This window comes from Aequorivita xiaoshiensis (genome assembly GCF_022008395.1).
GTDB lineage: Bacteria > Bacteroidota > Bacteroidia > Flavobacteriales > Flavobacteriaceae > Aequorivita > Aequorivita xiaoshiensis.
Window position 1 is genome coordinate 1 of sequence record NZ_JAIRBB010000011.1, and the last position, 20893, is coordinate 20893.

24 protein-coding genes are annotated in these 20893 nt (G+C 34.9%); 7 read left to right on the forward strand and 17 right to left on the reverse strand.

Annotated elements, in window-relative coordinates:
- Nucleotides 1-155 precede the first annotated feature (155 nt).
- The 8 genes from K8344_RS11270 to K8344_RS11300 all read right to left on the reverse strand — a co-directional run bounded on the left by K8344_RS11270 (nt 156) and on the right by K8344_RS11300 (nt 5848).
- A complete protein-coding gene (locus K8344_RS11270) occupies nt 156-494 on the reverse strand; it encodes a hypothetical protein (protein ID WP_237608789.1) in 339 nt (112 codons plus the stop codon).
- Nucleotides 488-613 (reverse strand): hypothetical protein, encoded by a 126-nt coding sequence (locus tag K8344_RS14160; protein ID WP_262913426.1) that lies wholly within the window; start codon nt 611-613, stop codon nt 488-490. Before K8344_RS14160 ends, K8344_RS11270 begins: the two co-directional genes overlap by 7 nt.
- Nucleotides 614-1072: 459 nt before the next feature.
- The gene (locus K8344_RS11275; RefSeq protein WP_237608790.1) at nt 1073-1570 is read right to left on the reverse strand and encodes a PH domain-containing protein; all 498 of its coding nucleotides are present in this window, start codon (nt 1568-1570) and stop codon (nt 1073-1075) included.
- Nucleotides 1571-1583: 13 nt separating this feature from the next.
- Entirely contained in the window at nt 1584-2582 is a 999-nt protein-coding gene (locus tag K8344_RS11280; protein ID WP_237608791.1) for an RHS repeat-associated core domain-containing protein, read from the reverse strand.
- A 23-nt stretch (nt 2583-2605) separates the two neighbouring features.
- Nucleotides 2606-3307 (reverse strand): hypothetical protein, encoded by a 702-nt coding sequence (locus K8344_RS11285; RefSeq protein WP_237608792.1) that lies wholly within the window; start codon nt 3305-3307, stop codon nt 2606-2608.
- Between the two features lie 9 nt (nt 3308-3316).
- Nucleotides 3317-3637 (reverse strand): hypothetical protein, encoded by a 321-nt coding sequence (locus K8344_RS11290; RefSeq protein WP_237608793.1) that lies wholly within the window; start codon nt 3635-3637, stop codon nt 3317-3319.
- Between the two features lie 440 nt (nt 3638-4077).
- Nucleotides 4078-4692 (reverse strand): LysE family translocator, encoded by a 615-nt coding sequence (locus tag K8344_RS11295; RefSeq protein ID WP_237608794.1) that lies wholly within the window; start codon nt 4690-4692, stop codon nt 4078-4080.
- 121 nt (nt 4693-4813) lie between these two features.
- On the reverse strand, nt 4814-5848 hold the full coding sequence (locus K8344_RS11300) for a quinone-dependent dihydroorotate dehydrogenase (protein ID WP_237608795.1): 1035 nt from the start codon (nt 5846-5848) through the stop codon (nt 4814-4816).
- An 86-nt stretch (nt 5849-5934) separates the two neighbouring features.
- Here K8344_RS11300 and pepT point away from each other — a divergent pair, with 86 nt between their 5' ends.
- Nucleotides 5935-7197 (forward strand): peptidase T, encoded by a 1263-nt coding sequence (gene pepT / locus K8344_RS11305; protein WP_237608796.1) that lies wholly within the window; start codon nt 5935-5937, stop codon nt 7195-7197.
- A gap of 393 nt (nt 7198-7590) precedes the next feature.
- On the opposite strand, the gene K8344_RS11310 is transcribed toward pepT, so the two are convergent.
- The 5 genes from K8344_RS11310 to K8344_RS11330 form a co-directional block, all read right to left on the reverse strand.
- Nucleotides 7591-8829: a DUF445 domain-containing protein gene (locus K8344_RS11310; RefSeq protein ID WP_237608797.1), complete on the reverse strand. Its 1239-nt coding sequence runs from the start codon at nt 8827-8829 to the stop codon at nt 7591-7593.
- 154 nt (nt 8830-8983) lie between these two features.
- The gene (gene yajC, locus K8344_RS11315; RefSeq protein WP_139856016.1) at nt 8984-9274 is read right to left on the reverse strand and encodes a preprotein translocase subunit YajC; all 291 of its coding nucleotides are present in this window, start codon (nt 9272-9274) and stop codon (nt 8984-8986) included.
- A 27-nt stretch (nt 9275-9301) separates the two neighbouring features.
- Nucleotides 9302-9772, reverse strand: coding sequence for a DUF1573 domain-containing protein (locus K8344_RS11320; protein WP_237608798.1), 471 nt, complete (start codon nt 9770-9772; stop codon nt 9302-9304).
- A 54-nt stretch (nt 9773-9826) separates the two neighbouring features.
- Nucleotides 9827-10771 carry a transcription antitermination factor NusB gene (gene nusB / locus K8344_RS11325; protein WP_237608799.1) on the reverse strand — a complete coding sequence of 315 codons (945 nt, stop codon included), beginning with the start codon at nt 10769-10771 and terminating at the stop codon, nt 9827-9829.
- A 104-nt stretch (nt 10772-10875) separates the two neighbouring features.
- Nucleotides 10876-11973 (reverse strand): Glu/Leu/Phe/Val family dehydrogenase, encoded by a 1098-nt coding sequence (locus tag K8344_RS11330; protein WP_277613142.1) that lies wholly within the window; start codon nt 11971-11973, stop codon nt 10876-10878.
- A 121-nt stretch (nt 11974-12094) separates the two neighbouring features.
- On the opposite strand from K8344_RS11330, the gene K8344_RS11335 reads away from it, so the two are divergent.
- From K8344_RS11335 to K8344_RS11345, 3 genes are all read left to right on the forward strand, one after another.
- Complete coding sequence (locus tag K8344_RS11335) at nt 12095-13852, forward strand: ABC transporter ATP-binding protein (protein WP_237608800.1); 1758 nt, start codon at nt 12095-12097, stop codon at nt 13850-13852.
- A gap of 66 nt (nt 13853-13918) precedes the next feature.
- Nucleotides 13919-14317 carry a PUR family DNA/RNA-binding protein gene (locus K8344_RS11340; RefSeq protein ID WP_237608801.1) on the forward strand — a complete coding sequence of 133 codons (399 nt, stop codon included), beginning with the start codon at nt 13919-13921 and terminating at the stop codon, nt 14315-14317.
- A 171-nt stretch (nt 14318-14488) separates the two neighbouring features.
- Nucleotides 14489-16105 carry a SulP family inorganic anion transporter gene (locus tag K8344_RS11345; protein ID WP_237608802.1) on the forward strand — a complete coding sequence of 539 codons (1617 nt, stop codon included), beginning with the start codon at nt 14489-14491 and terminating at the stop codon, nt 16103-16105.
- Nucleotides 16106-16286: 181 nt separating this feature from the next.
- Here the strand turns inward: K8344_RS11345 and K8344_RS11350 are convergent, their stop codons facing one another.
- Genes K8344_RS11350 through K8344_RS11360 form a run of 3 tightly spaced genes read right to left on the reverse strand, consistent with a single transcriptional unit; the run spans nt 16287 to nt 17292 of the window.
- The gene (locus K8344_RS11350) at nt 16287-16619 is read right to left on the reverse strand and encodes a DUF6265 family protein (RefSeq protein ID WP_237608803.1); all 333 of its coding nucleotides are present in this window, start codon (nt 16617-16619) and stop codon (nt 16287-16289) included.
- A gap of 33 nt (nt 16620-16652) precedes the next feature.
- The gene (locus tag K8344_RS11355) at nt 16653-16991 is read right to left on the reverse strand and encodes a tRNA-binding protein (RefSeq protein ID WP_237608804.1); all 339 of its coding nucleotides are present in this window, start codon (nt 16989-16991) and stop codon (nt 16653-16655) included.
- Nucleotides 16981-17292: a phosphoribosylpyrophosphate synthetase gene (locus K8344_RS11360; protein ID WP_237608805.1), complete on the reverse strand. Its 312-nt coding sequence runs from the start codon at nt 17290-17292 to the stop codon at nt 16981-16983. The genes K8344_RS11355 and K8344_RS11360 overlap by 11 nt, the downstream gene beginning before the upstream one ends.
- A 177-nt stretch (nt 17293-17469) precedes the next feature.
- Here K8344_RS11360 and K8344_RS11365 point away from each other — a divergent pair, with 177 nt between their 5' ends.
- Both K8344_RS11365 and K8344_RS11370 read left to right on the forward strand, forming a co-directional pair.
- Nucleotides 17470-18024, forward strand: coding sequence for a thioredoxin family protein (locus K8344_RS11365; RefSeq protein WP_237608806.1), 555 nt, complete (start codon nt 17470-17472; stop codon nt 18022-18024).
- Between the two features lie 25 nt (nt 18025-18049).
- Nucleotides 18050-18853, forward strand: coding sequence for an SDR family oxidoreductase (locus K8344_RS11370; RefSeq protein WP_237608807.1), 804 nt, complete (start codon nt 18050-18052; stop codon nt 18851-18853).
- Between the two features lie 79 nt (nt 18854-18932).
- Here the strand turns inward: K8344_RS11370 and K8344_RS11375 are convergent, their stop codons facing one another.
- Nucleotides 18933-19865 carry a peptidylprolyl isomerase gene (locus K8344_RS11375; protein WP_237608808.1) on the reverse strand — a complete coding sequence of 311 codons (933 nt, stop codon included), beginning with the start codon at nt 19863-19865 and terminating at the stop codon, nt 18933-18935.
- A gap of 128 nt (nt 19866-19993) precedes the next feature.
- On the opposite strand from K8344_RS11375, the gene K8344_RS11380 reads away from it, so the two are divergent.
- Nucleotides 19994-20890, forward strand: a complete 897-nt coding sequence (locus tag K8344_RS11380) for an ABC transporter ATP-binding protein (RefSeq protein WP_237608809.1) — start codon at nt 19994-19996, stop codon at nt 20888-20890.
- Nucleotides 20891-20893: the final 3 nt, after the last annotated feature.

Sequence of the window (20893 nt, forward strand, 5' to 3'; positions counted from 1 at the left end):
AATTAATAACACTAAAACTAAGTTATTTTATTGAGACTAAAACCGTTTTAAAGAAGGAAAGCTCAAAGCACGCGAAAGGATTCGCGCGCTAGCGGAGTCGTAGGTGATAGATATTCTATTCATATACATCCTAATTCAAAGCTTAAACCGATTAATTACTCAAAATTCAATAATTTAAATACCAAACTATCTTTTTTATTGATTATATAGAAATAATTTTCGCCCTTATATTTATGTAATTTATATGGAACTAATTTATCAACAGAATAAAAAATCTCTATATCCTGATATTCTGGATTATCGCTTTTTGAAATTAATGGGCAAAATGAAATAAACAAATATTTCTCATTTAGAATTGCTCCTCCTCTTTCATTTATTTGACTATGTACTGTAATTTCTAATGCGTCGTCAATTGAAATCCTATTAAATTCATCAAAAGGATTTTTACAGCTTAAAATAATTACAAAAAGTGACAGTAATGAAATTTTTACCATGATTTTCCAATTGTTGCTTTAGACTTTCCTAATCCCCCATTAATATCTAATAAAGTTAAACTTCCTCCAAAACCAGCTGCACCCCCCGCTGGTGCGCGATTGCATCGCGTTCCTCGCACAATTTTAATTAATAACTCCCAATTCAACCATAATATTAAAACACCACAATATTTTCCAACAACCCTTTTTCATCTGCAAAGCTTACAAAATACAGGCCCTCTGGATTATGAAACCCCCCGCTGGTGCGCGATTGCATCGCGTTCTTCGCACAATTCTAATTAAACTAACCTATTCAATCATAATACTGAAACACCACAATATCTTCCAAAAATCCGTTTTCGTCTACACAGCTTACAAAATAAAGTCCTTCTGGATTGTGGAACCTGTCTGTCGTCAGGCAGGTTTATACTTTCGACTCATAAATATATCAATAAATAAACACTAAAACTAAGTCATTTTAGTGAAATTGAAGCTGTTATAAAGAAGGAAAACTCAAGGCACGCGAAAGGATTCGCGCGCCAGCGGGGTACACGCTCACGCCAACTATATAACATAAAAGTTCGCAAGATCAAAATGCCTCAATTCATGTGTAAAAAGATAGAATTAAATAAGCCTTTTTTCTTTTCAATCCTTACACCTTTTAAGATGCCTAATGCATTATCTACTCTTGGGGTTAATAAGCATGTTATGGTTAAGGTTTTACCATTCTTTAAAAAGACATGAGCAAAATGATACTGCTCCATAGCAGAAAGATGAAACCAAGGTTCAAATAATGTAGCTGAGCCATAAAGTATTATTTTTTTTATGTCTTCGGAATAGTATATTTCCTCTTTTTTATTCTTAAACCGACTAATGGAATCTGTTCTAATAATATATTTTTCGTGTCTATTTATAAACCAATATTCTAAATGTAAATAGATTCCTGGTATAACAAATAATAGAGAACCAATAAAACATATCATTATAATTCCAAAATCGAAATTAAATGCTACAAGCAGGATAAAATGTCCAGTAGTCAAGACAAATATAGATAAAGCTGCTATAAAATGATTTTTTGAACTTATTTTCAACAACATTCTCTAAATGAATTTATGGCTTAAATCCTTGCATTAATCCCTGAATATCAAATTGAAAAGATCGATTTATCTGAGGAGTAATATTATTGTCCCACCAATCGTGAAATATTTCAAGACCCATTGTTGCTCCACCTACTAATGTTCCCGCAGCAGCTCCCCAAGGGCCACCTACTTTAGCCCCCACATACGCTGTGGTAAAAATTGAAGCAAATGTGGAGGTGGTTCTATAAGCAAATTTTGTTGTGGTAATATTATTTGAGGTCATTTCAGAATAATCCATATGCATATTTAGTGCAGCGGCAAAATAACCTATATTACCTCCTACTCTCCTTACAGTTCCCACTCCTTTATAAATAGAACTAAATTTTCCAAAAGTACTAATTTTATTTTCTAGTGGTAGTGCTTGTCTATATTCTATCATTCCGATTTGCGTCATTCCTGCAATACCACTTGAATAGGATGCAGCGTTAGCTGCATTTCGCATTGCCCTAAAAATCTTTTGCCACTTGTTTGGAGGACTACTACGTAAACTCTCACTCCCATCAGTACCGTTAGTATTACTAATAATATCCCCTCGAGTCTGTAAATTATTTTTTTCAAGAGTTCCATCTGCATGAAGGTCCACTCCTTGTTTATCATTTACTGTTACAAAATCTAAAGTATTTCCGTCTTCATCAAAGCTGCGTACATTTAAATCTCCAGTAGAGCCAATTACATCATTAAACGAAGTGTCAAATTTCATCCCATAACTATCGGTAGGCATCATCCCATCGGGATCTATAAAATAGATGGGGTTATTAAACGCATAATTATAAGGCGAATGTCTGCGCATCGCCTCCGCGAGCGGGTCTATGTTCATCCACCTCCCGAGGGTGGGGTCGTAGTTTCTTGCGCCGAAGTCGTAGGTGTTTATGTCGAACTCCTCTTTGAGATATGCATTCCTCTCGGTCGTGCCTCCCTCGTCGGATGCAACATTATCTAATCTGTAAGAGTTTGTTGTCTTAAATACCACTAGCTATATTTTCAATATCTACATTAATCTTTTACAAAAATATCCTTCTCAAAATAATAATAATGTTCCTTATAATCTGCATTCGTATCATCTGAAAACTTTCCATCAGAATTGAATTCGACAATAATTCCTCTGATCTTTTTCAAACCTCCAGTATCAAAATAACGTCCAAAGAAAGCACTTCTTCTATAATCACCCTCTAGCTTTCCTTGTTCACGATACTCCTTTTCTGTATTAAGATTAAATATTGTGTCTTTTAAAACCTTTGATATATTTGAAAAATCAGAATTAAAGTTTTCAGTTTTTTTTTGTGGAATCAAAACCATAATAGATGAAGGTTGATCTTTAAAAAAAGCTTCTTTAAGATTGACTAATGCTTTTACAGGGTCCTTTAAGGATATAGTATCCTTCTCAAAAAAAATTTCATAATAATAGCTTAAATCGGGAATAGTATCTCCTTTAATGTCAAAAGTCCAGTTTTGGTTTAAATACGGACTATTTTTTATATCAATAAATTGTTTTACTTCCAAAAGTCGCTTTTTAGAATCATAATATCTCCATAATCCTATTGGAAAGTTATTCCTTAAAAACATTCCCTCTCCTACAAGGTCATCAAAATGTATACGACTTAATGTCTTTGACTCTTGCTCTTGAACGTTTTTTGATTCTTTTTCCACGCACGAAAAAAGAAACACGCATAGTATTCCGATTATTAATTCTTTCATATCTGCTTATTATTTAATTGTATCTCTTCTAATGGATAAATTTTTGAAAAGTCCGGTTTTCACGAATCTTAGGGAATCTTTCTTAGCTTTATTGTAATTTTTTGTAGAAGACGATTCGCCTGTCCCGCCATAATCTGGACTATTTACTCCATATCTGGAATTGGGTTTCAGTTGCCCTTCCACAGTGTATTCAATACTATTTTTAGGCGGTTCAACCGGCTCCTCATTATTAGTCTCCATAGTGCTCTCATTAGATTCAGGTTTCTTGTCTCCTTCCGGAACATCATCATACCAATTAAGCATATCAAGAAAATCGCGCATCAACTGCATTAGCCTATTTGTTTTACCTCCCGCTGGTGCGCGATTGCATCGCGTTCCTCACACAATTTAAATTAATATATCCCAAATCAACCATAATACCGAAATACCAATGTATCATATAAAGGTCCTTTTTCATCTATACAGCTCCACAAAATAAAGTCCTTCTGGATTATGAAACCTGCCAGTACGCAGGCTGGTTTGTAATTGCGACTCATCCTCTAAAGATATTGTTATTTCCTAATTCATGAAAACAAAGGTTGCTAAATGATATCGAGATAAGAAAAGTAAGTACTGTTAATCAATTAAAGTCTGGGAGACCACGCGATGTAATCGCGCGGGAGCGGGGGGACACAAAAATAAAGCCTAGAAGACGATGCAATGCTCGCGAAGCTTCTAGAGCAGGGAAATAAAATCTTGGACTCTCAATCTATATTTTAATAAAAACCTAATTACGGCAGCAAAATAAAAACAGCTATTCCCACAAATACCACAATTTGCAACCACTTTAAAACAGTATTTATACGTTTCCACTTCATTAGCAAATTAGATATTCGTCCTGCTAAAAGCGCTATTAAGCTGAAAACAAAAAAAGAAACTATCATAAAAGTAATTCCTAACACATAAAACTGGTAAACCGTATTGCCATCTTTATCCCAAAGAAAACCAGGGAAAAACGCCAAAAAGAAAATCATTACTTTAGGGTTTAATAAGTTCATTATCACCCCCGTTTTAAAAAGCTGCCAATACGTTTTTTTTGGAGCATTATTGGTAAAAGTAATTTCTGAATCACTTTTAAAAACCGAATACGCTAAATAAAGCAGGTAGCATGCTCCCAAAATTTTAATGCCGTAGAAAATTTCTTCGGAAGTTGTTATTATCGCAGAAACTCCAAAAGCCAATAAGGTGGTATGCACAATACAACCACTAATTAAACCAGCTGTTGTCGCTATTCCACTTTTAGTGCCATTTACCAAAGATTGTGTAAGCACATAAATATTGTCTGGCCCCGGAGAAAGTGCAAGAGCTAACGATGCAATGGCAAAGGATAATAGGGTTTCTATCATAGAATAAATGACTTAGTGCTATAAGATAACCACCTTGGATTTGCTCTAATATACTTTTTAATATTGATTGCGGATAATTGAAAACGCTAATAATTCGTATTACGTCTTACGTCCTATTGTCTTAAGTCCTTTTAAGAATTGCTTTATTTATCCGTTTTATTAAACCCGGTCCTTCATAAATAAACCCTGTGTACAGCTGAACCAAACTCGCTCCAGCTTCAAGCTTTTCGAGCGCATCTTCAGCTGAATGAATTCCACCTACTCCAATTATTGGAAACGATTTATTACTTTTTTCTGAAAGATAACGGATTACTTCTGTGGCACGCGTATTAAGAGGTTTTCCGCTTAACCCACCCATTTCATTTTTGTTTGCTGATGTAAGTCCATCTCGTGAAATAGTAGTATTTGTGGCAATTACACCATCAATTTTGGTAGTATTTACAATGTCAATAATATCGGTTAGCTGTTCATCTGTTAAGTCTGGAGCGATCTTTAAAAGAATTGGCTTACGCTTTTCCTTTTTATTATTTCTATCTTGAAGCGTTTTCAACAAGTCGGTTAAAGGTTTTTTCTCCTGTAACGCACGAAGGTTTGGTGTGTTTGGCGAACTTACATTTACAACAAAATAATCTACATAGTTGAACAGTGAATCGAAACAAATGATATAATCATTAACCGCCTCTTCATTTGGCGTAACTTTATTTTTACCAATATTCCCTCCAATTAAAACCCTTCTTTTATCTCCTAATTTCGGATTTTGTTTTAACCTTTCTACGGCTTCTGCCACTCCCCCATTGTTAAACCCCATTCGGTTTATAACAGCTGAATCTTCCTTTAATCGAAATAAACGAGGTTTCTCATTTCCGGCTTGAGGTTTTGGCGTTACGGTTCCAATTTCGATAAAGCCAAAACCGAGATTTGACAATTCTTTATAAAGTTTTGCATCTTTATCAAAACCTGCTGCAAGACCTACAGGGTTTGGAAATTTTAAACCAAAAAGCTCACGTTCAAGTTTTTTATCTTCAACTTTATAAATACTTCGGAAAAGACCTCCTAAACCAAGTTTATGGCAGAATTGAAGTAATGAAAATGTAAAATGATGAATTTTCTCAGGATCGAAGCTGAAAAATATGGGACGGATGATAGTTTTATACATAATTGCAAAATGTGGTACAAAAATACACTAAACTATGTATTTGTTATTTTGAATATGCTTTATTTTGTATTGTAAATGAAAAAGACATGATTGAAAAACAACACATTATTGACCGCTTTAAAAGTTATGTAACTATTGACACCGAAAGTGACCCAAATAGCGACACAACTCCGAGTACCGAAAAGCAATGGGATTTAGCAAATAAACTAGCTGAGGAGCTAAAAGAAATAGGAATGGAAGACGTAAGCATCGACGAAAACGCTTACATTATGGCTACTTTGCCATCAAATGTTCCACACGATGTTCCGGTAATTGGTTTTGTATCGCATTTTGATACTTCCCCTGATTTCACAGGTGCCAACGTTAAACCGCAGATAATTGAAAATTATGATGGGAAGGACATTGTTCTGAATAAAGAACAAGATATCGTTCTTTCTCCGGATTATTTTGAAGACTTATTGTTGTACAAAGGTCAGACGCTTATCACTACTGATGGAACAACACTTTTGGGTGCCGATGATAAAGCTGGAATTACCGAGATTGTTTCGGCTATGGAATACTTAATCAATCACCCTGAAATAAAGCACGGAAAAATTCGTGTTGGTTTCACTCCCGATGAAGAAATTGGCCGTGGCGCACATAAATTCGACGTAGAAAAATTTGGTGCTGAATGGGCCTATACTATGGACGGAAGTCAAGTGGGCGAATTAGAATACGAAAACTTTAACGCAGCCGGGGCCGTAGTTACAATTAAAGGAAAAATTGTACACCCAGGCTATGCAAAAGGGAAAATGGTAAACAGTATGTACATTGCTACAGACTTTATCAATTCCTTACCAAGACTTGAAACACCAGAACACACAGAAGGTCGTGAAGGGTTCTTTCATTTACACAATATAAAAGGAAGTGTAGACGAAACGCAACTTCAATATATTATCCGCGATCACGATAGAGGGCATTTTGAAGCTCGAAAAGAAATGATCCAAAAACTTGCTGATGATTTAAATGAACAATTTGAAACGGAAGCTGTATCGGTTGAAATAAAAGACCAATATTTTAATATGCGTGAAAAGGTGGAGCCTGTAATGCATATTGTAAATATAGCTGAAGAAGCCATGTTGCAAGCAAACATCAAACCTTTAATAAAACCTATTAGAGGTGGAACAGATGGCTCGCAATTAAGCTTTATGGGGCTTCCTTGTCCAAATATTTTTGCTGGAGGTCATAACTTCCACGGTAGATACGAGTATGTACCTGTTGAGAGTATGATTAAAGCGGTAGAAGTAATTGTAAACATTGCGAAAATTACAGCTGAAGACCTTACTAAGTTTAAGACAGAAGCAAAATAAACTCCTAAAAAACTAAGCACCAAATTCCAAAGGTATTCTTATGGAATTTGGTGCTTTTATTATTTTACAAATCAGAATTTAATCACTCCCTTATAATTACACAATTGGAGTATACTTTTATTAATTAACGGCTTAATACTAAGGTCACCAATTAAAATTAATTTTAAAAACCAGATCAATCCATTTAACATTAATATAAAGTTGTCAAATATCAAGTCTTAAGTCCTACAGCGCAGCGGTCTTTAGTCCTATGTCTTACATCCTCCAACGCAGCGGTCATACATCCTATGTCTTAAGTCCTTCAGCGCAGCGGTCTTACATCCTATGTCTTACGTCCTTAAGCGCAGCGGTCTTACGTCTTACGTCTTAAAAATACACAACCGAATTTTAGTGTTAAATAAACAAATGAGTAAGTGTATAAATTAGCAATCCCACAAAACCACCTACCAAAGTACCATTTATACGGATAAACTGAAGATCTTTTCCCACTTCCAACTCTAGTTTCTCACTGAGCTCTTTCCCTTCCCATCCAGCAACAGTGCTGCTAATAAGTGATACTACTTCATCGCTGTTTTTTAATGTCATTCTATATAAAAAATGTCGCACCCAACTATTTATCCTATTGCTAATTTCTTGGTCATCGGAAAGGCTATGCGATAACTTTTGGATATTACTTTGTAGATAACCTTGTAACTGTGAGTTAGGATTTTCTAAGTTTTGCAATAAAAGCCCTTTAATAGATTGCCATGCATCATTGGTGTAAGTTCTTAAGTTTTGCTCCGTTAATACTTCTTGTTTTAACGTCTCAAATTTCTCCTTCCATTGCTCAGAAACAAGAATATCTTCAGAGAATCCTTGTAAATTTTCCGTAAGTTTTTTCCGAACAAAATGCTCCTTATCCGATTCTATTTCATCAATAAATTTTATTAAGCCTTCAACCACTTCATTTGAAATTTTTCTACCAGCTAAAAAAGCAATAAATGGTCTGTTTTCAGATAATCGGTGAAGTATCATCTCTTGGCTTTCATTGATATACTCCTTAATTTCAGGTAGTAGAATTTCCAATAAGGTGATATGTTCATTTTTATCAATAAAGTATTTAATACCTGATGATGAAATTTTCTGAAAATCAATTTCACGTAAAATCTCCGTCCCTTTATTTGCTAAAAATTGTTCTACATCCTTATCCTGAAGGTCTGAAATGATTTTTGTAGTAAGATTAATAATTTCTTTCTCCAGTATTTTTTGACTAGTGGGTTTATTTAGCCATTCCGAGACCCACTTTACAACATTTAATTTTTCTATATACGGCCGTATATTTTCGGGATTTAAGAAGTTGTCTTTTACAAACTTCCCTAAATTTTGTCCAAGATCGTCCTTTTTTCGCTCGATTAAATTTGTGTGAGGTATAGGAATTCCAAGAGGGTGTTTAAAAATAGCCGTTACAGCAAACCAGTCAGCCAGCGCTCCAACCATCCCAGCCTCCGAAAACGCTTCTACATATCCCATCCAAGCTTCACTACCTTGATGTTGAAGGTAAACCATTAATCCATATACAATCGCCATAAAAAAGAACAGCCCAGTCGCCAATCTTTTGTGTTTTCGCAATTGATTCTTCTTAATGTCGGACATAGTAAATACAGCGCTAAATTAGGAGATAATATTTAAAACTAGCAAATTGGATATTCTGAAGAGCGTTTAGCCTCACAAGAATTCTCTAAAATAAAAAACTCCCTCAACTATATAAAATAGAGAGGGAGTTTTTAATTCAAAAAGGAACAATTTTCTATTTCTTTTCTTTCACAGGTGCGTTTAGTTTTGCTGTTCTTTCCATAGATATGGCAGATCTTTCAAACTTCATCTTTCCAGCAAGGCTTTCAATAACACAAGTTCCATCATCAGACAGTTCTAATATTTTACCGTGCAATCCTCCTGTTGTAATAACTCTATCGCCTTTTTTAAGCTGAGCAGCGAACTGCTTTTCTTGTTTGGCTTTTTTCATTTGTGGGCGTATCAAGAAAAGATACATCACCAAAAACAATAATATTATAGGTAAAAAACCTTGTATTTGTTCCATAGTAAATTTTAAATTCCAGTAAGTAAATTATGAGGTTGGTAGCTGTTTTGCTCCACCTTTAGGGGTAACGAAAGCCTTAATAGTTAAGGTTTCAACTCCTGCTTTTGTATTTGTAATAATAGTTACAGTCTTGCTAACTTGGTTTTGTCCAGCACCGTTGAATTTAACTAAAAGTTCACCAGATTCTCCTGGAGCAACTGGCTCTTTAGTATATTCTGGAACAGTACATCCACAGCTACTTTTAGCGTTAACTATCATTAATGGAGCATCTCCAGTGTTTTTAAATTTAAATACGTGTTCAACAGGTGTATTTTGCTCGATAGTTCCGAAGTCGTATTGACCTTCTTCAAATGTCATTACTGGAAATTTTCCAGATTCTGCATCACGTGCTTCTGCTGCTGCTACATTTTCTTCGTTCACCTTATCTGCTGCATTATCTTTACAAGAAGAAAACGCAAAAACAGAAAGTATAGCTACAAATAAAACTGATTTTTTCATTTTTTTTTCATTTTTTATGTTTTTAGCTGGGCAAAAATAGACAATATTTTGCTCTTATTGAAGCCCTCTTCCCATTTTATTAAGATCCCCATTTTCGGTAAACTCTTTTACCAATTTATCCAAGATACCGTTTACGAAAATGCTACTTTTTGGGGTAGAATATTCTTTTGAAACCTCTAAGTATTCGTTTATTGTTGCACGAACAGGAATTGATGGGAAATATAAAAATTCAGCAATAGCCATTTTTAAAATAATCAAATCTATATCGGCAATTCGATCTTGATCCCAATTTGGAGTTTTTCCTTCAATTTGAAGATTTAGCTTTTCTTCATTTAAAATTACTTTTCTAAAAAGTTGAAGCGCATACTCACGGTCCTCATGGTTTTTGTAGGTATCAGGAACTAAAAGGTCAGAAGCATTCTTTTCCGAAATTTTTCCCAACATTTTAACGATGGCAGTATTTACAATCGGAAAGTCATCTATCCAAGTAAGACGTTTATCTTCTAAGTAATCATAAAGCTTGTCGTTTGGAGCAATCACATCTTTGTAGAACTTCGCAATGAAAGCTTGATCCTCTTTAAGGGTAGTATCTGTTTTACCTAGATAAGTTTGATACCAATCTTTTTCGCGTAATTCTTTAAAAACAATACTTACATATTCGTTGTCTAATGCCCAATAGTTAAGTTTTTTCTTATCAATTATTTCAGAAAAAACAGCATTGTTGGCTATAATGTTTAATACTTTGTTATCTACAAAAGTACGACTCGGATTTTTTTCAGAATCGGTAGCTAGATACTTATTTTGTGACTTCGCGAGAAAATCTTCTGCCTGATCTTTTACCGCAACCAACAACTCTAACATTAGTAAATACAAATCTTGCATTTGACCAATACTGTGATGAAGAAATTTTTCTTGTACATCGATGTTCGGGTTTACACTGTGATTGTAAGCATAAACAGTCTGCAAAACTTTTACTCGGATATGTCTTCTAGTAAGCATATTATTTTTTAAAAGAACTTGTTTTTAAAATAGCAACGCACAAGAACATCTTGTGCGCTGCAAATATAAGAAATAGTGATATTGTAGTACTAAAAAGGTTTGAACTATTTTTCGTTTTTTCTTGCGTCTATTCTAGCTTGTGCAATGTTGAAGGCTGCTTGATGTGTAGTAATTTTATCACTATCAGCTGTTTTCAAGATCTCAAGCGTGGTATTATAAATGTTTTCAGTCTTACTCATTATCTCCTTACGGCCATAATTCTCAAGTTCAGCATATACATTTATAATCCCTCCAGCGTTAATTAAGAAGTCTGGAGCATAAACTATACCTTTTTCACGTAACATTTTACCGTGCTTTTGCTCATCAGCAAGTTGGTTGTTAGCCGCACCAGCAATAATCTTTGTGTTAAACTGATTAATAGTTTGATCGTTAATTGTAGCACCTAACGCACATGGAGCATAAATATCCATTTCTTCCGCATATAGATTGCTACCTGTGTAAATGTTTACACTGTATTTGTCGCGAACTTCTTCTAAGCGCTCTTGGTTGATATCTGAAATATAAACTTTAGCACCTTCTTCACTTAAGTGCTTAACAAGATTTTCACCAACGTTACCAATTCCCTGAACGTAAACTACTTTCCCATCTAAATTATCTGAACCAAATTTATAGTTAGTTGCAGCTTTTAGTCCCATAAAAACACCGTAAGCTGTAATTGGAGAAGGGTTTCCTGAACCTCCGTTTGCTTCAGAAACACCAGTTACGTGAGGGGTTACTGTGCGTACTAAATCCATATCGGCAGTTGTCATTCCTACATCTTCTGCAGTAATATATTTTCCACTTAATGAATGTACAAACTCACCGAACTTCAACATGTATTCTGGGGTTTTTTGAGTTTTAGCATCACCAATTAAAACTGCTTTACCTCCACCAAGATTTAAACCTGTAATTGCACTTTTATAAGTCATACCACGAGAAAGACGCAAAACGTCATTCAATGCTTCCCACTCATTTGCATAGTTCCACATTCTAGTACCACCTAAAGCTGGTCCTAAAACAGTGTTGTGGATACCAATTATTGCTTTCAATCCAGTATCTTTGTCGTTGCAAAAAACGATTTGCTCGTGATCATCAAATGACATTTGACCAAATACAGGGTCTATTTTATGTAGTTCGTTTGTATTGATTACCTCAGTTTTCATAACTATTTTGATTTTTGTTTATCCTTTAAAAAGGCAGTGCAAAAGTAACTTTTACTTGTTAATTCCACAAAGCAAAGGGTGTTAATTTAAGAACTTTAAAAAAACATTCAATTTATTTCTAATGAAAGAATTAAAATATCTAAACAAATACTTTTTAAAATACAGGTGGCGCCTTCTGTTGGGAGTATTTATTACTATAGTTGCAACAGTATTTAAACTTGTTGTCCCTATGAAAGTAGGAGATTCGGTAACAGTTGTAAAACAATACTTAAATGGAGAGGTAACCGATTTAGCTTATGTAAAACACGAGCTTTTGATTAATATTTTACTTTTACTTGGCGCTGCATTGCTTTCTGCTTTTTTCACATTTATGATGAGACAAACATTTATTGTGGTTTCTAGATATGTGGAATACGACTTAAAAAATGAGATTTTTCAACATTACGAAAGACTTTCTTTAGGCTTTTACAAACAAAATCGGACTGGCGATTTAATGAACCGAATAAGTGAAGATGTTTCTAAAGTAAGAATGTATGTTGGGCCCGCGCTTATGTATAGCATTACTACAATTACACTTTTTATTGTAATAATAAGTTATATGTTTTATACCGCACCAATTTTAACGTGGTATGCTATTGCTCCACTGCCAATTCTATCGATTGCCATTTATAAACTAAGCGTGATTATCAATCAACGCAGTACTATAGTTCAACAATATTTATCAAAACTAACAACTTTTACTCAAGAGAGTTTTAGTGGAATTGCCGTTATTAAAGCCTACGGAACCGAGGAAAGCATTAATGCTAATTTTGAAGAATTGGCCGAAGGAAGTAAGGTAAAAAACATAGACCTTGCTAAGGTACAAGCCCTATTTTTTCCCTTAATGATGTTACTTATTGGCGTAAGTAATATTCTAGTTATTTATATTGGGGGAAGTAGATATATAAATGGTCAAATAGCCGAATTTGGAACTATAGTCGAGTTTTTAATTTATGTAAATATGCTTACTTGGCCTGTAGCTGTTGTGGGATGGGTTACTTCTATGGTTCAAAGAGCAGAAGCTTCACAAGAACGTATAAATGAGTTTCTAAAAACAGAACCTGCCATTAAAAATCTTGTTACAGAAAGCACTCCTATTGATGGTGAAATAGAATTTAACAATTTAACATTCACTTATCCAGACACTGGAATTACGGCCTTAAAAAATGTATCCTTCTTAGTGAAACCTGGAGAAACTCTTGCAATAGTAGGAAATACTGGATCTGGAAAATCAACCATTCTAGAGTTGATAGGAAGATTATATGATGTTAAAGCTGGAATGCTTAACATTGACCAAACTTCAATCCGAAACCTCAACCTCGAAAATTTGCGTGACAGTATTGGGTATGTACCACAAGATGCATTTTTGTTTAGCGATTCGATAAAAAACAACATTCGTTTTGGGAAAGAAGAAGCAACAGAAGAAGAGGTTATATATGCTGCCAAAAATGCTGCGGTTCACAAAAACATTATTGGCTTTAAAAAAGGGTATGATACAATTTTAGGAGAACGAGGCCTTACATTGAGTGGCGGGCAAAAGCAAAGAGTTTCTATTGCAAGGGCAATTATTAAAGATCCTCAAATATTATTGTTCGACGATTGCCTTTCGGCTGTAGATACAGAAACTGAAGAAGAGATTCTTCAAAACCTATTTAAGATTTCTAAAGATAAAACCACTATCATTGTAAGTCACAGAATTTCTTCAGTTAAAAATGCAAATAAGATTATTGTTTTAGATGAAGGAAAAATTATCCAAAAAGGGTCCCACGAGGAGCTAGTTAACATTGAAGGTTACTACAAGGAGTTATATTCAAAACAGCTTTTAGAAAAAGAAATGTAATTTACTTTGGCTGGTTTGGTTTTTTTTTAGATTTTTGGCGACACCTAGTAAAAAATAATAGAAATTATGAGTGAGCACTATACGATGGAGCAAGAAGAAATTTTTTCAAAAGTTATGCGTGCAGGAAGACGCACCTACTTTTTTGATGTAAGGTCTACAAAGGCAGGAGATTTTTACCTTACAATTACCGAGAGTAAGAAGTTTACAAACGATGATGGGTCTTTCCACTACAAAAAACATAAGATTTATCTATACAAAGAAGACTTTACTGAGTTTAAAGACACTCTTGAAGAAATGATAAACTACATTATAGATGAGAAGGGCGAAGAAGTTATAAGCGAACGTCATCAAAAAAATTACAAAAAGGAAACAGAAAATACGTCTAATCCTGTTAAAGAAGCAGTTGCTCAAACAACTGCTACTGATACTAGTACTTTTACAGATATCAGTTTCGACGACATTTAGTAGTTGAAAAACAAAAAAGTAAAACCGGCGCGAATAATTTCGTAGCCGGTTTTTTTTATTTCTTAAAAATCAATGTTTTAAATAGTTTTACAACTTAAAATGCATTGAAACACTCAATCCTTTAGTTTTATTTCAAAAAGGTTATCTTTGCCGCCCTTTATAAAAAACATTATGTTCGCAAAAACACTTCAAAATTTCACTCAGAATCCTAAAAACGATATTCTATCAGGACTTACTGTTGCACTTGCATTAGTTCCAGAAGCGGTAGCTTTTTCATTTGTAGCGGGTGTAGATCCTTTAGTGGGACTTTATGGTGCTTTTATAATGGGACTCGTAACAGCTCTTTTTGGAGGTCGTCCTGGTATGATATCTGGAGCAACGGGTGCTATGGCGGTTGTTATGGTACACTTAATCCAAAAAGGAAATGAAGTTGGACTTACATTAGCAGAACCTGTTCAAAACCTTGGGCTTCAATGGCTTTTTATAACCCTTTTATTTGTTGGGGCCATTCAAATAATGGCGGGCGTTTTTAAGTTAGGGAAATTTGTACGACTTATCCCCCATCCCGTTATGATGGGATTTGTAAATGGTTTAGCAATTGTGATTTTTCTTTCTCAACTAGGTCTATTTAAAGAAACTCGCGGAACGGTACCGCAATGGATTTCCGGTTTGGACCTATGGGTTATGCTAGCGCTAGTTGGATTGACCATGGGTATTATGTTCGGTTTACCGAAAATCACCAAAAAACTTCCAGCGGCTCTTATTGCTATTATTGTAGTTGCAGCAATTACCATATTCGGAGGTTTAGATGTGAGTACTGTTGGTTCGTTTATACGCGATGGTGGCGGATCTGGTTTAAAAGGTTCATTGCCGATGTTCCAAACTCAAATTTTTGGATTTATTGAAACCCTAGACGGACATTGGGGATTGATATTTTCTACTGCTTTTATATTGGCTGCCGTAGGTTTAATTGAGTCGTTGATGACATTGAATCTTATAGATGAAATGACCGAAACTCGTGGTAGTGGAAACCGAGAATGTGTAGCTCAAGGAGGAGCTAATATCTTGAACGGTCTTTTTGGTGGAATGGGTGGCTGTGCAATGATTGGGCAATCTATCATTAACGTAAGTTCTGGGGGACGCGGGAGACTTTCTGGAGCCACAGCTGCAATAGCTTTACTTTGTTTTGTGCTATTTGGGGCTCCACTTATTGAACAAATTCCTATTGCTGCATTAGTCGGAGTTATGTTTATGGTTGTAATTGGAACTTTTGCTTGGAGTAGTTTTAGAATTCTGCATAAAATTCCAGTTTCGGATGCTATAGTGCTTATTACAGTGTCTGCAGTAACAGTTTGGTTAGATCTGGCAATAGCAGTGTTTATAGGGGTTGTTATGAGCGCCTTGGTTTTTGCTTGGAAAAATGCTACAAGAATTAGAGCTCGAAAAAGAATTAAAGAAGACGGAACCAAAGTTTATGAAATCTGGGGGCCTTTGTTCTTTGGATCGACCACAGCCTTTAATAGTAAGTTTGATGTTTCAAGCGATCCAGATTCGGTGGAAATAGACTTTATTGAATCTAAAATATCAGATCATTCTGGGGTTGAGGCTGTTCGTAATATTGCTAATAAATACCTCGATAACGGAAAGCAAATTAAATTAACGCACCTTAGTCCAGATTGTAAAGCGTTATTACTTAAGTGGAATCCAGAATTTGAAACTATAATAAAAAATTCTGTTGAGGATCCACGTTATTATGTTGTTACCGATACTCTAGATGCCGAAGCTTAATTAGTCTTTATTTTCTGGTGAAGTAAAAATCTGTTTTAGTTGGCTCACCCTCTATTTCTACTTCAATCCAAGTGTGTAAGGAGTCTTTAGCAGGATTGGTATAGGTAATCCTTTCAGGGAAGTCTATATTATCATTGTCGAAAACAAATTTACCTTCTCTTGATGAAACAAGTGTTAGGGTTTAAGGTTTAGAGTTTTTTTCATCAACTTTTAGAAAGGATAAAAACAAGTTGTTTTCTTTCTCCTCTAAGGCCATTGTTAGGGCTTGTTCAGGTTTACCATCAACCTCAACAAAGCTAAACCCCGTAAAAGTACTGTCATTTTCTTTAGACCATGTTTCTTGAGAATATTCATCATCAGATTCGTTTGTCCAAGTTCCTATCAACCAATTTAATTGATTGATTCTATCGTAATTATTTACAACAACCTCTTTTTCAAGCTGCTCTGCTGCTGAGTTGTTTTTACATGAAATAATTAAGATTGGTAAGAATATATAGATTAAGAACTTCTTCATTAGTTAGTTTGCTATTAAGCCTTGGTATAAAGTTTATAAAATTCGTAAACCGTTTTTAACTGGTTTATCGGTTTGCAATAAAGTCACGTTTTTGCCTTCTACAGCACCTAAAACAAGACACTCACTCATAAAGTTTGCGATTTGTTTCTTTGGAAAATTTACTACGGCAACCACTTGTTTCCCTATCAATTCATCTTTATGATAAAGTTTTGTTATTTGAGCAGAAGTTTTTCTTTTTCCAATTTCTTCTCCGAAATCGATCTTTAGTTGATATGAAGGGTTTCTCGCTTCAGGGAAATCATTGGCTTCTATAATAGTTCCAACCCGCATTTCTACCTTTTCAAAATCTGTCCAAGTTAGTTTATTTGGCATGGTTTATTCTAAGTTTCTGAATCATTGCTGAAGAAACCACACTTTGGTCTGCACCATATGCATCTACCAGAAGGCCTTTAACTCCTCCTTTGGTTTCAATTAAATATAGAATAGTATTATCTCCGGGGTCGGTCATACCTTCAAATCGGTAATATTTTACAACATCTAGCTCCCCAGCTTTCCACTTCTTCCTAAGATTTTTAGATTCTATTCCTTCCTCTACAAGATTAAAGTCTTCAGTATAACCTTCCTTTTGTAAATCTTCAATAGCTACAGATAATGATGAATATGATTTTTTCATAATGTTTTAATTTAATCTTTAAAGTTAACTGAGAAATTAAACATCGGCAAAAAATTATAAATTCTTTAGTAAAATTTTTAAGAAGCGTATTAGTATTAGCCTGCAATCGTTAGTTATTTAAACCCTTAAAAATTGTATATTTAGACCTGAACACAATACAAATATTTTAAAAACAAAATGGCAAACACTGAATCAAATATGCTACCCCTTGGCACCAAAGCCCCAGACTTTGTACTAACAGATGCGGTAACTAACAAAATTGTTGCGCTAAAGGACATACGGGGAGAAAAGGGCACTGTAGTTATGTTTATTTGTAACCACTGCCCTTTCGTTAGACATGTAAATGAAGAATTAGTTCGCATTTGCAACGATTATAGGGTGATTGGTTTTGGGTTTGTTGCAATTAATAGTAACGACATAATTAAATATCCAGCCGACTCTCCTTTGGAAATGTGGCGAACTGCCCAAAAAGAAAGCTATCCATTCCCATATTTATTCGATGAAACTCAAGAAATTGCAAAAGCTTATGATGCAGCTTGCACGCCAGACTTTTATCTATTTGATGATGACCTTAAACTGGTTTACCGCGGACAATTAGACAACAGCCGACCTGGTAATAGAATTCCTGTAAATGGCCGTGATTTACGCGAAGCTATGGATAATATCCTTAACAATAATCCGCAGCGAAAGGATCAAAAACCAAGTATTGGATGCAATATCAAATGGAAATAAAAAATTCCAACAATCAAATTAATTTATGAGTCAATTAAATAATAAAACCGTTTTAATCACAGGCGGAGGGTCTGGTATTGGAAAGATAATGGTTCGATTAATGCTTGAGCGGAAGGCAAAAGTGATTATATGGGATATTAGTCAGAAAAATATAAACCGTACGCTAACTGAGTTTGCCAATAACAAAGATCTTTTTGGATTTAAAGTAGATGTTTCCAATCCTGAGGAAATTAAAGAAACAGCTAATCGAGTAAGGCAAGAAATAGGAATTGTTGACGTACTAATCAACAACGCGGGAATTGTTGTAGGGAAATATTTCGACGAACATACAAATGCAGACATTGCTAAGACTATGGAGATTAACGCCATTGGACCGATGTATGTTACTAACGAATTTCTTGATGGCATGTTGAACCAGAATTCAGGGCATATTTGCAATATCGCGTCTTCCGGTGGATTAATCTCCAATCCAAAAATGTCGGTTTATGCCTCTAGTAAATGGGCTATGATTGGTTGGTCTGATAGTCTTCGATTAGAAATGATGCAAAAAAATAAAGCCATTAAGGTTACTACCATCATGCCTTACTACATCAATACAGGAATGTTTGATGGGGTTCAATCTAAGATACCAATTCTCAAACCTGAAGCAGCGGCGCTTACTATTATAAAAGCAATTGAGAAAGATAAAAAGATGGTAACTATTCCGGGGTACATATACCGCTTCACACGATTAGGACAAGCATTACTTTCTATTAATACTTTCGATTGGTTTGCTGGCAAGGTGCTCGGCATTTACAAAACGATGGAACATTTCGTTGGAAGAAAATAATAGTTCCAAAAAAAAATCTTCATTACACAAAAAATGGAGTAATGAAGATTTCTAAAACTAACGATTCAAATATGTAAACTTATTTTACGTCCATTAATTCAACATCGAAAATTAAATTTGCATTTGGAGGAATTACACCACCAGCTCCGCGCTCACCATAAGCAAGATTAGAAGGAATTACAAATCTGGCTTTATCACCAACTTGTAATAACGCAATACCTTCATCCCAACCTTCAATTACGTGACCTTTTCCTAATGGAAAGTCAATTGGTTGTCTTCTCTTGTATGAAGAATCGAATTCGGTTCCGTCAGTTAGCATTCCTTTGTAATGCACAGAAACTGTTTTTCCTTTTTCAGCCTTCTTACCATCACCTTTGATTATGATTTTATAGTGAAGTCCGCTATCTGTTTTTTCAAAACCTTCTGCTACTTTCTTAAGTTCGGCTTCTTGTTGCTCTTTCATTTTTGCAATTCGCGCTTCTCTTTCGCCAGTAAAACTTCTAAACGCTTCTACTGAATTCCACTTTTCAGCTTCTTCCCCTACGCGAATAATTTCAACTTTTTGCATAGTATCCCCTTGAGCAATACTATCAACAACATCTTGTCCTTCTACTACGTTTCCAAATACAGTGTGCTTATTATCTAACCAAGGCGTTGCCACGTGAGTAATAAAAAACTGACTTCCGTTAGTTCCCGGACCTGCATTGGCCATGGAAAGCACCCCTGGAGTGTCATGGCGAAGATCTGGATGGAATTCGTCCTCGAAGTTATATCCTGGACCTCCTGAACCTGTTCCCTTTGGATCACCTCCTTGAATCATAAAATCTGGGATTACACGGTGGAATTTTAATCCGTCGTAATATGGTTTCCCTTGTGGAATTGCTGAATTTTCTAAATTCCCTTCTGCTAAAGACACAAAATTTCCAACTGTTCCTGGAGTTTTATCGTGCGTAAGTTTAATAAGGATTTCTCCTTTTTCTGTGGTTATTTTTGCGTAGATTCCGTCTTGCATTATATTTATATTTTAAAAGATGTGCAAAGGTACTTAATTCTGAATATAGAATTCAATGTTCAGAATTGAAAATGTAACAAAAGCCTTTGCAATTCGTCATACAAACAATAACCACCAAAAACTTTTCTGTGGAAAACATTCTCACAATAAATAATCTTACTAAAAAATTCGGTTCACTTACTGCTGTAAACAACCTATCTTTTACAATCGAAAAAGGTAATGTTTACGGGATACTTGGTCCAAATGGAAGCGGTAAAAGTACAACACTAGGTATTGTGCTTAATGTAGTAAACAAAACTTCAGGCGACTTTCAATGGTTTAACGGTGATATTTCTACTCACGATGCTCTAAAAAAAGTAGGAGCTATTATTGAGCGACCTAACTTTTACCCGTATATGACGGCAGTACAAAATCTTAAATTGGTATGTAAAATTAAAGAGGTTTCTGAAGCTAAAATTTTAGAAAAGCTAGAGTTAGTTGGTTTATCCGAAAGAAAAGATAGCAAGTTTAGCACCTTTTCACTAGGAATGAAACAACGTTTAGCCATTGCTTCAGCCTTATTAAATGACCCTGAAATATTAATTCTAGACGAACCAACCAACGGTCTTGACCCGCAGGGAATTCATCAGATTAGAGAGATTATAAAGAAAATTGCTTCCTTAGGCACCACGATATTACTCGCTTCACATTTGCTAGATGAAGTTGAAAAAGTATGTACTCATGTAGTTATTCTTAGAAAAGGAGTTAGTCTGTATTCAGGCGGTGTAGATGCTATGAATGCTAGCCATGGGTTTTTAACCCTTCAAAGTAATAATATGGAGCTATTGGAACGAGCATTAAAAGGCAATTCTGCTTTTGGAACTGTTAAACGTGATGGAGAATATCTAATAGTTTATCTAAACCAACCCATGGATGCAACTGAGGTAAATAAATTACTTTTTGAAAAAGGTGTTACCCTTTCACACCTTGTAAAGAGAAAAGAAAGCCTTGAAGAACAATTCCTTGAACTAACCAAACAAAACTAATTG

What these genes read in the sequence shown, in the direction of transcription:
- K8344_RS11330 (WP_277613142.1), bottom strand. Translation starts at nt 11,973, where the DNA reads ATGAAAACTGAGGTAATCAATACAAACGAACTACATAAAATAGACCCT.
- K8344_RS11300 (WP_237608795.1), bottom strand. Translation starts at nt 5,848, where the DNA reads ATGTATAAAACTATCATCCGTCCCATATTTTTCAGCTTCGATCCTGAG.
- K8344_RS11340 (WP_237608801.1), top strand. Translation starts at nt 13,919, where the DNA reads ATGAGTGAGCACTATACGATGGAGCAAGAAGAAATTTTTTCAAAAGTT.
- K8344_RS11355 (WP_237608804.1), bottom strand. Translation starts at nt 16,991, where the DNA reads ATGCCAAATAAACTAACTTGGACAGATTTTGAAAAGGTAGAAATGCGG.
- nusB (WP_237608799.1), bottom strand. Translation starts at nt 10,771, where the DNA reads ATGCTTACTAGAAGACATATCCGAGTAAAAGTTTTGCAGACTGTTTAT.
- K8344_RS11285 (WP_237608792.1), bottom strand. Translation starts at nt 3,307, where the DNA reads ATGAAAGAATTAATAATCGGAATACTATGCGTGTTTCTTTTTTCGTGC.
- K8344_RS11290 (WP_237608793.1), bottom strand. Translation starts at nt 3,637, where the DNA reads ATGCAGTTGATGCGCGATTTTCTTGATATGCTTAATTGGTATGATGAT.
- K8344_RS11345 (WP_237608802.1), top strand. Translation starts at nt 14,489, where the DNA reads ATGTTCGCAAAAACACTTCAAAATTTCACTCAGAATCCTAAAAACGAT.
- K8344_RS11335 (WP_237608800.1), top strand. Translation starts at nt 12,095, where the DNA reads ATGAAAGAATTAAAATATCTAAACAAATACTTTTTAAAATACAGGTGG.
- K8344_RS11350 (WP_237608803.1), bottom strand. Translation starts at nt 16,619, where the DNA reads ATGAAGAAGTTCTTAATCTATATATTCTTACCAATCTTAATTATTTCA.
- K8344_RS11370 (WP_237608807.1), top strand. Translation starts at nt 18,050, where the DNA reads ATGAGTCAATTAAATAATAAAACCGTTTTAATCACAGGCGGAGGGTCT.
- yajC (WP_139856016.1), bottom strand. Translation starts at nt 9,274, where the DNA reads ATGGAACAAATACAAGGTTTTTTACCTATAATATTATTGTTTTTGGTG.
- K8344_RS11375 (WP_237608808.1), bottom strand. Translation starts at nt 19,865, where the DNA reads ATGCAAGACGGAATCTACGCAAAAATAACCACAGAAAAAGGAGAAATC.
- pepT (WP_237608796.1), top strand. Translation starts at nt 5,935, where the DNA reads ATGATTGAAAAACAACACATTATTGACCGCTTTAAAAGTTATGTAACT.
- K8344_RS11295 (WP_237608794.1), bottom strand. Translation starts at nt 4,692, where the DNA reads ATGATAGAAACCCTATTATCCTTTGCCATTGCATCGTTAGCTCTTGCA.
- K8344_RS11270 (WP_237608789.1), bottom strand. Translation starts at nt 494, where the DNA reads ATGGTAAAAATTTCATTACTGTCACTTTTTGTAATTATTTTAAGCTGT.
- K8344_RS11365 (WP_237608806.1), top strand. Translation starts at nt 17,470, where the DNA reads ATGGCAAACACTGAATCAAATATGCTACCCCTTGGCACCAAAGCCCCA.
- K8344_RS11360 (WP_237608805.1), bottom strand. Translation starts at nt 17,292, where the DNA reads ATGAAAAAATCATATTCATCATTATCTGTAGCTATTGAAGATTTACAA.
- K8344_RS11310 (WP_237608797.1), bottom strand. Translation starts at nt 8,829, where the DNA reads ATGTCCGACATTAAGAAGAATCAATTGCGAAAACACAAAAGATTGGCG.
- K8344_RS11320 (WP_237608798.1), bottom strand. Translation starts at nt 9,772, where the DNA reads ATGAAAAAATCAGTTTTATTTGTAGCTATACTTTCTGTTTTTGCGTTT.
- K8344_RS11275 (WP_237608790.1), bottom strand. Translation starts at nt 1,570, where the DNA reads ATGTTGTTGAAAATAAGTTCAAAAAATCATTTTATAGCAGCTTTATCT.